The organism is Bradyrhizobium betae (assembly GCF_004123905.1).
In the GTDB taxonomy this organism is placed as follows: domain Bacteria; phylum Pseudomonadota; class Alphaproteobacteria; order Rhizobiales; family Xanthobacteraceae; genus Bradyrhizobium; species Bradyrhizobium betae_A.
Genome location: NZ_MZXW01000035.1, coordinates 123,465 through 133,047, shown reverse-complemented (window position 1 = coordinate 133,047; position 9,583 = coordinate 123,465). Strand labels below are relative to the sequence as shown.

The following is a 9,583-nucleotide window of genomic DNA, read 5'->3' as shown; positions in this document are numbered from 1 at the left end:
GACGTTAGTGGCGTTCGATGCGCGGGTTGAAATGTTCGAATCTACTTGCTCTGAGCGACATTCTGCGTGGTGGCCGGTCGTGGGCTTGCGAGCTTCCGCTTGCCGTCTGCGTTGATGAAATGGATGCCGGCAATGGTGCCGTCGATCCAGACCAGTTCGCAGCGCCGATAGGCAAGGCCCGTCGAGGACAGCAGCATGAAGAATTCCTTGGCCTGGAGCACGTCGAGCGTGCCCTCGACCTCGAGCTTGGCACCGGTCTGCGACACATCGAGCAGCAGGCAGCTGCGCTGCCAGGTGCCGTCCGAGCCCATCAGATGGACCGGCTGTTTGTGGTCCATTTTCACGCGCGACGCTTTGCGGCCGTTGAACTTCATCGGTTAACCCCTATCTTCATGCCGCGATTTCCCAGATCGCTTGTCCCGGCACATGCTGCGATTTCCCCCCAACGCACGGACCATTGGCTGGTCGACAGAAGAAGTGTCTCGAAGAGGAGTTGCGCGCGTTCGCGCTCCGCGAAGGAGAGCCGCGCGCCGCTGCGGTTGCTCAGGATCGCAAGCGTGGTCGCCCAGTTCAGCCGCGACGCACGGCAGGCCATTACCAGGCCCTCGCAATCGTCGTCGGTCACGACATGCTCGACGATCTCGAGCGGCGCGCCCGACAGCACCGACAGCGCGGTGAAGAGATTGGCGGTCTCGCCGCGGATCGCGAAACGGTTCACGGTGGAATCGTTGAGCTTGCCGACGCGGTTGAGCGCGACGATCTCCGGCCTGGCGCTTGCGTAGTCGGCGGCGCAGGGCCGTCTTGGCGCCATGTCTTGCATTGGCGGGGCGGCGGATGCACCGGGCTTGGCCGCCGCCTTCTGGCCGGGAGGGGCCGCGAGCAGCTTCCGCACGACCAGGTCGGGTGTGCCGGGCCGCAGCGCCAGCGCCTTCATGATCTCGCCATTCTGCTCAGCCCTGGCGATCAGCGCGGCATAGGCCGCCTCGGAGAATTTGGTTCCGGGGTTGCTGATCAACGCGAGGCAGATCGGTCCGCCGCGCGCGATCAGCGCCTCGGTCACAACAGGCTCGATCGAGTTGCGAGCCGCGATCGCGCGTTGCTGCCGCTCGCCGCAGGAGGCCGCGACTGCGGCGAGATCCGCCGCTGAGACTGCCTGGGATTTGAGCAGGACCGGACACGCCACATCGGGGTCGTCGTGTGAGACGAGACGTCGCAATGTCTCGGGCGGAGCGACCTCGAGCTCGGCCAGCGTGGTGCTGAGCTGAGCCAGTGCGCGGGCCTCGACCCGTTCCGTCAATCGCAGCAGAACGCCGTCGACGACGCCTGCAAGCAGTTCCTGAGGCCTGTCGCGGCTGCTAGTGAGCAACTGCACAATGCCGGACAGGATGCGAGCGCAGCGATCCAGCGGACAGGTTGCGACCGCCTCTTCCAGTTCAGCCAGAATATCAGCAGGCGAATTTGCCATCATGGCAGGGGCCTGTACTCAAAATAAATTTCAACTATCCGACGACCGTCATTGCATCCTATACGTGTTAATTCGAAATTTAGATCCTGAGCGTTTGGGTATTAATACACCTCTCACATTACTGGAAACGATATCGAAATTTGGCGAGGCTTGATGCAGCGACTTGTCCTTTGAACGGGACGATCGTCAACTACTGCGTGTAGTCAGGATGATTCTTTCGGTCTTATGGGACAACCGAAAGGGGCGAATTCAGTCGGCGCTATTGCCGGACACGCGTCGTTTTCTGACGCGGTTTTTCATTTGTCATGAACAGCAATGATGATGCGCCCGGGTTGGCGCCAAAGATATTTCGCTTCTCCGATGTCGACGAATTTCGGAATGCCATACGCGGCCTGAACTTCGAGTTCACGCCTTTCGTACGGAAGATTTCGGCTGAGCAGCGCATTTTGTCGCTGCCCGGCTGCGACGTGAATCTGACCAGGGCGTTTCCCCGCGTGGTTGACGCGCAGCTCGTCGAGAATTGCACGGCGATCGGGTTCACGATGGACGACCTCAACGTGCCCATCCGCTTCAATGGTTCGCAACGCGCCCGGCCGGTCGTCGTCATCGGCAGCGGCGGCGCCGCCTACACCACCATCGAGGAGGTGCAGCGGGAAATTGCCTCGGTGATCTTCAGGCCGGAGGTGACGGATCGCGGCTGGCCTCAGGCGATCACGAGCTTCAAGATTTTCGAAACGACGGCCGCGGGCCTGAACCGGCTGCGCAGCGTGGTCCGGGAGGTGCTGGCCGCTGCGTCGGACCCCATCGGTGCATCGGAGATGCCATTGAAGGCCGCGGCCATGAAGGAGTCGCTGCTCAGCGCCGTCGACGACGCGTTCGAAAGCGTCGTTTCCGCGCGATGGATCCTGCATCCCAATGACGAGCGGAACTTCAGGATATTCCAGGACATCCGCGCGCTGTTGTCCGACGACCTCTCGCAGCCGATCTACAGCGAGGAGATCGCGCGCAAGCTCAATTTGTCAGTCCGCACCTTGCATGACGTCGTCCGCCGCTATCGCGGCATGAGCCTGCATCGCTATTTGCGCCTGCGGCGTCTGTGGCTGGTGCGCCGGAGGCTGCTCGCCGGCGCCGAGAGCGTAAAAGCCGTCGCGCTGGCGCTCGGCTTCTGGCATCTCAGCGATTTCTCCCGAAGCTACCGCGACCAGTTTGGCGAGGCGCCATCGGAAACCCTGGAGCACGGACGCCGGCGATAGCGCGACAAGGCGACCGGGTTTGTGCTAGCTTCTGCCCATGAGCAATCGCATCCTCGTCCTCTACGGTTCCTACCGTTCCGACCGCATGGGCATCCGCCTTGCGAACTTCGTCATCGATCGCCTGCGCAAGCGCGGCGAGGAGGTCGAGTTCATCGACGCCAAGGCGATCGGCCTGCCGATGCTCGACCGCATGTACAAGGAACATCCCAAGGGCGCAGCGCCCGAGGCGCTGGAGAAGCTGGCCGGGCAGATCCGCGGCGCAGACGGTTTTGTGTTCGTCACCGGCGAGTACAATTGGGGCATCCAGCCCGGCCTGAAGAACCTCACCGACCATTTCCTCGAAGAATGGTTCTGGCGGCCGGCCGCGATCGTGAGCTACTCCGCCGGCCGCCTGTCCGGCGCGCGCGCCTCGACTGCCTGGCACGGCACGCTGTCGGAGATGGGCATGGTGGTGGTGTCGAGCACCATTGGCGTCGGCCCGATCGCACAGACGCTTTCGGCCGAAAGCGAGCCGATCGGCGAGGGCGGCAAGGCGCTGGAGCGCTCGTTCCCGCGCTTTGCCGATGATCTCCAGTGGTGGATCGAGGCTGCGAAAGCGCAGCGGGCGCGCAAGGCGCCGCCTTACTGAGAGGGCGTCTTACGCCGCCCTGACCTCACCGAGGAAGCGGTCGAACTGGCCGGCGAGATCGCGCGATTGCGTCGAGAGCTGCTCGGCGGCGCCCAGCACTTCCCTCGCGGCAGCACCGGTGTCGTCGGCGGCGCGCTGCACGCCCGTGATGTTGGTGTTGACCTCCTGGGTGCCGCGGGCGGCCTCCTGGACGCTGCGCGAAATCTCCCGGGTCGCCGAGCCCTGTTCCTCGATGGCGGCGGCAATCGCGGTGCCGATCTGGTCGATCTCGGCGATGACGTCGGCGACGTTGCGGATCGCGGTCACGGTCTCGTCGCTTGCGGTCTGGATCGCCGAGATCTGCTCGGAGATTTCGGTGGTGGCCTTGGCGGTCTGTCCGGCCAGCGATTTCACTTCGGAGGCGACGACGGCAAAGCCACGGCCGGCATCGCCAGCGCGGGCGGCTTCGATGGTCGCGTTGAGCGCGAGCAGGTTGGTCTGCTCGGCGATGCTCTGGATCAGCGTGACGACGTCGCCGATCTTCTGCGCGCCCTCGGCGAGCGCGCGGGCGGTGTCGCCGGTGCGGCGGGCGTTGTCGACGGCGCGGGCCGCGATCTCGGTGGATTGTGCGACCTGGCGGCCGATCTCGGAGATCGACGATGTCAGCTCTTCCGTGGCGCTCGCGACCGTCTGCACGTTGGTCGAGGTCTGCTGGGAGGCGGCGGCGACGATTGCGGCCTGGCTGTTGGTCTGGGCTGCGGTCGAGGTCATCGACTGCGCCGTGCTTTCCATGGTGGAGGAGGCGCTCGACAGGCCGCCGACCAGTTCAGTGACCTTGGCCTCGAAGGCGCGGGTGAGGCCGTCGAGCGCCTGGGCGCGGCGCATCTTGCCGTCGTTCTCGATCTGCTTCTCGGCTGCCAGCCGCTCGGCGCGGATCATGCTGTCCTTGAACACCTGGACGGCGGCGGCCATCGCGCCGATCTCGTCGGAGCGCGCGGCGCCGGGGATCTCTTCCGTCACGTCGCCGTCGGCGAGCCGCGACATCCGGCTCGTCAGGCTGACGATCGGAGCGCAAACGCGGCGGCGGACCATGACGATGAGACCGGCACTGGCGATCAGCACGGCGAGGAGGCCGACGAGGGCGATGGTGAAGCTGGTGCGCGCGGCGGAGGAGGCGCCGGCGAGAATCTGTTCGGCGTTGTCATAGAAGGCGTCGCGGACGTCGATGATGGTGCTGAGGCCCCGCTGCGTGGCGGTGTAATAGGTGTCGACGTCGTGTTCGTACTTGCCGCTGATCGCGCCTTCCTTCACCAGCTTGAGCTCGCGGCCGAACTCCTCGATATAGATCGCGTTGAACTTCTCCAGTGCCGCGGCGACGTTCGCCGGAGTTGACGGGTTGCCACGCAGCTCCTGAAGCGACATCACGATCTGGTCGTTGCGGCCCTGCGAGCGGGTGATGTCGGCCTTCTCCGCGTCGGTCGCCGGTTTCTTGCCGCCGACGAGATTCTTGTGCAGGCTTGAGTTGAAGCCGCCGACGTCGCGCAATGTCATCGCGATGTTGGCGTAGCTGGCCTGCCGGTAGGCGTCGCCGTTGAGGATCGCCATGCGGCGGACCTGCTCGTTGAGCAGGGCGGTCACGCCGCCGTTGAGCACGGCGTTGTCGGCGACGATCTTCTTGGCGGCGTCCTTGCGCGTCTCTGCCGGTCCCGCCATCGCCTTGTCGATGGCCTCGCGCAGCGCGCTGAATTTCGAGTTGATGCCGTCGATGTTGCCGCCGATGGTGCTGCCGTCGTCGAACGGACCCGGCAGCTCCTTGCGCAGCGCGTTCATCCTGTCGCGGGCGCCGTCGGTCTGCTTGCGCAGCTTGTCGTGCTCGGAGAGCTGCACGGGGTCGTAGGTCGCGGGCCCGTAGAGGATGTTGGTGGCAAAGCCGCGCTCGGGGTTGAGATAGCGCGGGATGTCGCTGACGGCGCGGACGATCGCAAGCCGCCCCTGCGCCTCGGTGATCCTGTCCATGGTCTGGTACTTCGTCACGGCGACGTAGACGGCGAGGCCGCCGCCGACAGTCGAGAGCGAGACGATGGCCGTGGTCAGGAGCGTACCGATTTTCATGATCTGTCCGGCAATTGCGCAGGGAGAAAGATATTCTCCGAAAAATAGGGGGAGCGTATTAATCGCGGGTTTATGCTGCCTGCCGCGATACGCAGGTCAGCTAGGCCTTTCGATCAAGGGTCGCCAGGATCTCCAGCGTCGCGTCGTCGCGTTCGCCCGCGAAATAGCGGGCGAGGGCCTCGCCGAAAACCGGCTGGTCGGACACCTCGCCGAACAACGTCATCGACGAGCGGAATTTGGCATCATCGGGCGCGCCGAGGATGGCGTTGATGGTGCGCCCCTCGACCGCGAGCACGAGGCGGGTGCATTCGATCAGGCGCGGGCCGAGGACGGGGTGGGCGAGATAGGCCACCGCCTCCGCGCGGGAGCCGATGGCGTAGCGCCTGGACATGGCGCTGAAGCCGAGGCCGGCGATCTGCGGGAAGACGAACCACATCCAGTGGCTTTGCTTCCGCCCCTGGGCCAGCTCCCCCTGGACGGCGCGAAAAACCGGATTTTGGGCCTGGATGAAGCGGTCTAGATCGAAAGGATCGGGCATTGGGTACCCCCTGGGTGGCTTTCCGGACCTTGCCGGTCGCGATTCTGCCTAACTTTTGGCTCCCAATGTGGTAGCTGGTATAGAGTCTCCGGGTGGGGGTGGGTACCCCCGGGGGTCGATTTGGGGATCTGATGGTTTCCGACCGCGCAAGCGCCGAGAGGCTGTTGTCGCGCCGCCGTATTGGGCGAGCGGAGACGATTCTGCTGTCTTTGGCGGCCGTCGCGCTGGCGCTGGGGGCCGCCGCCTGGGTCGCTGACATCGGCGACTCGACCCCGCTGATCTCTGCCGCGTTGCCGCCGTCCAATGCACCGTCCTTTGAAGACCGTTTCACCTCGCTGTCGGGTAATCCGTCCGCGCGCGACATCGGGCTGCGGACGCTGGAGCGCTCCGCCGTGAATGCGGTCCAGATCAAGCTGCGCGATGCCAAGGCGATGCTGACCGAGAAACTCCAGGGCAACGACTGGCGCTCGACCTTGACCGAGGACGACCGGCATGTGGTTGAGGAGACGAGGCCGTCGCAGCGCGCCGACGTCGTGCCGATGCCGCGCTCGCGCCCGACCCAGGCGGACTTCGCTTCCCAGATCGCCTCGAGCCAGGCCTTTGCCGAAGCCAACCCCAGGGTCGACAACCGCAACTTCTTCGAAAAATTCACTGACAAGATCAGACTGGCTTCGCTGACGCCTGGCGACGGTCTGCTCGGCAGGGCGCCGGATCTCGTGGCTCTCGGCTACGATTCGCGCACCGCGGTCTATGACATCTCGGCCAAGGCGCTTTATTTGCCGAGCGGCATCGCGCTGGAGGCGCATTCAGGCATGGGCGCGCTGATGGATGATCCTCAGCATGTCGACCAGCGCATGGTTGGCGCGACCCCGCCTGCGACCTACGATTTGAAGCCGCGCGAAAAGCTGTTCCATGGCGTCCGCGCGCTGCGCCTGACGCCTACTGACGGCACCAGTGCGCTCGGCCGTGTCGGCCTGCTCACCCACAATTTCATGCTCGGGCCGCGCGGCGATTCCAACGGTTGCGTTTCGATCAAGGACTATGATCGATTCATGAAGGCCTATGACAATGGCGAGTTCAACCGCCTGGTCGTGGTGCCGAGCCTCAGCGGATCGGCGGTTGCCGCGCAGCGCGCGAGCACCGATTCCTGATTTCGATATCCGACGTTTGCCTGCCGCGGCGGGGCTGCCGTTGTCCCTTCGTTAAGCCGTCATCGTCCAGAAGCAGCCCATGAGTGATCCGCAAAATTCAGAGACCCCGCTGCGCACGACGTTCAAGATCAAGCTGAACGGCGATACGCTGGCGATCGCGACCGTCGGCCAAGCCTATCAGTTTCTCACCAACTTCAAGTCGGTCGAGTGGATGGAATTCCGCGCCCTGCATGAGGACGCGGTTGCGGCGCTGGAAGGTGCTGCCGGCAATGCGATGCTTGCGGTGCAGGCGACCAACGCCGTGCGCGCCCTGCTGGTGAGCGCGAAGCTGCTCTGAGGGTGCCTTTATAGTCGGCGAGTCCCGGACGCGCTGCAGCGTGCAACGCTGCTGCGCAGAGCCGGGACCCAGAGATCACAGAGCCAGTGGAAGCATGGGCCCCGGACGCAGCGCAACGCTGAAGAAGCGCTGCGCTGCGTCCGGGGCACAAGAGTATTCGACGATCAATGCCTGTCGTCGCCGTGCCCGTCGTCGTCATCGTGGAAGTCGTGGTCGCCGCCCGGCCTGAAACCGGGGTCGATGCAGGCAAAGCTGCCGGCGTCGTTGGTCAGGCCGCTGCCCTTGTAGGCCGCGATCTTCGGATAGACGCAGAGCGGCCGCGTGCCACTGGCCGGAAAGTTCATGGCAATGCGCGGATCGAACAGTCCGCCGGCAGGATAAGGCGAGGTGGCGTTGGTATTGGCCGCGACGATGCGTTCCGGCGCGATGCCGTGCTCGACCCAGTCGGTGATGGCCTTGAGCTGGTTGCCGGCGAAGCTCGTGGTGGCCGCGCCGCCGCCGCAATGGGCCATGTTCGGCACCATGAACAACCGCGCGAAATCGGTCGCACGACCGCTCATGTGTCGGTCCATGTGGCGATACCAGCGGGCGATCGCAGCCCCCGAGAAGATGCCGTCATTGACGGAAGAGGAGATGATCAGCTTGCCGCCGCGCGCCCTGAACGGCCGCAGATCGGTCGAGACGGCGGCCATGAAGTCCATGCTGCTTTCGGGATAGGCCTGGGTCTTGGTGAAGATTTTTGGCGCGTCGGTGTCGAAGTTGAATTTGAACACGAAGGCTTCCTGGCCGTTCGGCCCGTTGACCGGCGTGACGACGGGCGGGGTCTGGAAGATCATCGGGATCGCGCCTGCGCCGAGCGTCAGGTTGATGGCGGTGTTGACACCAGGCACCGGTGCGGTGACGACGTTCCAGAGTTGCCAGCCCGCGCCGGGCGCGGTGGGCGGCGTCCAGATGCCGGCATCCCAGAACCAGTTCGAATAGAGCCGCTGTCCTCGCGAGTTGACCGGCCCGGCATAGATCTTCTTGAGCGCGTCGACTTGCTTGCTGGTGAGGCAGGTGCCGCCATGCGGCGTGCTGCCGTGCGAGCCGGAGCCGCAGGTGTAGCTGGCAAGCGCCGGATAGACCTTCTTGGCCGTGCAGGCGTGGTAATTGTCGATGATGCCGTCAACGAGGCCATCGAGCGCGTCGCAGGCGCTCAGGATCGCGGCGGAAGCCACCTGGAGATCCTGCACGGGGAACGTGTCGGGGATGAACGGCTGTCCGTTGACGTCGTTGCTGGTTGCGAGGGTGCCGAGCACCTGCTCGTTCCAGGCTTCCGCGAGGCCCGCCTGCGGCAGGTTGAAGCCGGGATTTTGCGAGATCACGCCGTCGAACAGCCAGGGGAAGCGCTGCGACGCCACCATGGCGTCGCGGCCGCCGTTCGAGCAGCCCATGATGTAGGAATTGACGGTCTCGAAGCCGTAGAAATAGGAGATGATCTGCTTCGAGGTCGTCGCGGTTTTCTCGATGCCGTTGTAGCCGTAGTCGCGGCGCGCCTGGGCGTCGATGGCGAAATGCGCGGAGCCTCCGGCATTGGCATCGTCGTCCTGATGTCCGCCGACGACATTGGCGGCGTTGTCTTCGTGGCCGCCGTCATCGGCGGCGACAGCCCAGCCCTGGCCGAGCTCGACGCCGGCCGCACCTTGCGGATCGGCATTGAGGCTGCCGTCGGTGCCGCCGCCGCCCATCATCTCGAAGCGGCCATGCCAGGTGTTGGGCAGGTTGAGCGCAAAGCCGATCCCGTAGGTGAAATGATCGGGGTCCTGCGTCGAGACGCGCTTGTTGATGATGCCGATGACGTTGCAATAGCCCGACTTCTGCGTCGCGCTCAGGATCTGCGTGTTCGGCAAGGTGAGGCCGGTGAGGGCGGTACAGGACGCGCGCGGCGCGACGCCGGCCGGTGGCAGCCCGTGTGCGGCGGCATGGGCGCCGAGAGACGCCCATGTGGCGATGATCGTCGAGGCGAGGAAAAGTCGTTTCATGTCATGCCCTCCCGGTTTCAACGTTGATGATTGAACGAAAGCGTCCGACGCCTCGCCGGTTGGCGACGCGTTGCTGGAAACCTTTGTAGAATTGCTGTT

At 64.7% G+C, this 9,583-nt stretch carries 9 protein-coding genes; 4 read left to right on the top strand and 5 right to left on the bottom strand.

What is annotated here, in order from left to right; genetic code table 11:
• Positions 1-41: 41 nt before the first annotated feature.
• Together B5V03_RS25705 and B5V03_RS25700 are read right to left on the bottom strand one after the other, a co-directional pair.
• The gene (locus B5V03_RS25705) at positions 42-374 is read right to left on the bottom strand and encodes a PilZ domain-containing protein (protein ID WP_129273168.1); all 333 of its coding nucleotides are present in this window, start codon (positions 372-374) and stop codon (positions 42-44) included.
• Entirely contained in the window at positions 371-1,468 is a 1,098-nt protein-coding gene (locus B5V03_RS25700; protein ID WP_129273167.1) for a DUF2336 domain-containing protein, read from the bottom strand. The genes B5V03_RS25705 and B5V03_RS25700 overlap by 4 nt, the downstream gene beginning before the upstream one ends.
• 302 nt (positions 1,469-1,770) lie before the next feature.
• Between B5V03_RS25700 and B5V03_RS25695 the strand changes: the two genes are divergently transcribed.
• On the top strand, positions 1,771-2,718 hold the full coding sequence (locus B5V03_RS25695; RefSeq protein WP_129273166.1) for an AraC family transcriptional regulator: 948 nt from the start codon (positions 1,771-1,773) through the stop codon (positions 2,716-2,718).
• Positions 2,719-2,755: 37 nt separating this feature from the next.
• A complete protein-coding gene (locus tag B5V03_RS25690) occupies positions 2,756-3,346 on the top strand; it encodes an NADPH-dependent FMN reductase (RefSeq protein WP_129273165.1) in 591 nt (196 codons plus the stop codon).
• Positions 3,347-3,355: 9 nt separating this feature from the next.
• On the opposite strand, the gene B5V03_RS25685 is transcribed toward B5V03_RS25690, so the two are convergent.
• Positions 3,356-5,437 (bottom strand): methyl-accepting chemotaxis protein, encoded by a 2,082-nt coding sequence (locus B5V03_RS25685; RefSeq protein ID WP_129273164.1) that lies wholly within the window; start codon positions 5,435-5,437, stop codon positions 3,356-3,358.
• Positions 5,438-5,537: 100 nt separating this feature from the next.
• A complete protein-coding gene (locus tag B5V03_RS25680) occupies positions 5,538-5,975 on the bottom strand; it encodes a DUF1810 domain-containing protein (protein ID WP_129273163.1) in 438 nt (145 codons plus the stop codon).
• Positions 5,976-6,175: 200 nt separating this feature from the next.
• Here B5V03_RS25680 and B5V03_RS25675 point away from each other — a divergent pair, with 200 nt between their 5' ends.
• Positions 6,176-7,126 carry a DUF2778 domain-containing protein gene (locus B5V03_RS25675; protein WP_164988334.1) on the top strand — a complete coding sequence of 317 codons (951 nt, stop codon included), beginning with the start codon at positions 6,176-6,178 and terminating at the stop codon, positions 7,124-7,126.
• Between the two features lie 79 nt (positions 7,127-7,205).
• Entirely contained in the window at positions 7,206-7,463 is a 258-nt protein-coding gene (locus tag B5V03_RS25670; protein ID WP_129273161.1) for a hypothetical protein, read from the top strand.
• A 164-nt stretch (positions 7,464-7,627) separates the two neighbouring features.
• Here the strand turns inward: B5V03_RS25670 and B5V03_RS25665 are convergent, their stop codons facing one another.
• Complete coding sequence (locus tag B5V03_RS25665; RefSeq protein WP_164988280.1) at positions 7,628-9,484, bottom strand: tannase/feruloyl esterase family alpha/beta hydrolase; 1,857 nt, start codon at positions 9,482-9,484, stop codon at positions 7,628-7,630.
• Positions 9,485-9,583 lie beyond the last annotated feature (99 nt).

Coding starts and splice junctions, on each gene's coding strand:
- B5V03_RS25705 (WP_129273168.1), bottom strand. CDS start 374: ATGAAGTTCAACGGCCGCAAAGCGTCGCGCGTGAAAATGGACCACAAA.
- B5V03_RS25700 (WP_129273167.1), bottom strand. CDS start 1,468: ATGATGGCAAATTCGCCTGCTGATATTCTGGCTGAACTGGAAGAGGCG.
- B5V03_RS25695 (WP_129273166.1), top strand. CDS start 1,771: ATGAACAGCAATGATGATGCGCCCGGGTTGGCGCCAAAGATATTTCGC.
- B5V03_RS25690 (WP_129273165.1), top strand. CDS start 2,756: ATGAGCAATCGCATCCTCGTCCTCTACGGTTCCTACCGTTCCGACCGC.
- B5V03_RS25685 (WP_129273164.1), bottom strand. CDS start 5,437: ATGAAAATCGGTACGCTCCTGACCACGGCCATCGTCTCGCTCTCGACT.
- B5V03_RS25680 (WP_129273163.1), bottom strand. CDS start 5,975: ATGCCCGATCCTTTCGATCTAGACCGCTTCATCCAGGCCCAAAATCCG.
- B5V03_RS25670 (WP_129273161.1), top strand. CDS start 7,206: ATGAGTGATCCGCAAAATTCAGAGACCCCGCTGCGCACGACGTTCAAG.
- B5V03_RS25665 (WP_164988280.1), bottom strand. CDS start 9,484: ATGAAACGACTTTTCCTCGCCTCGACGATCATCGCCACATGGGCGTCT.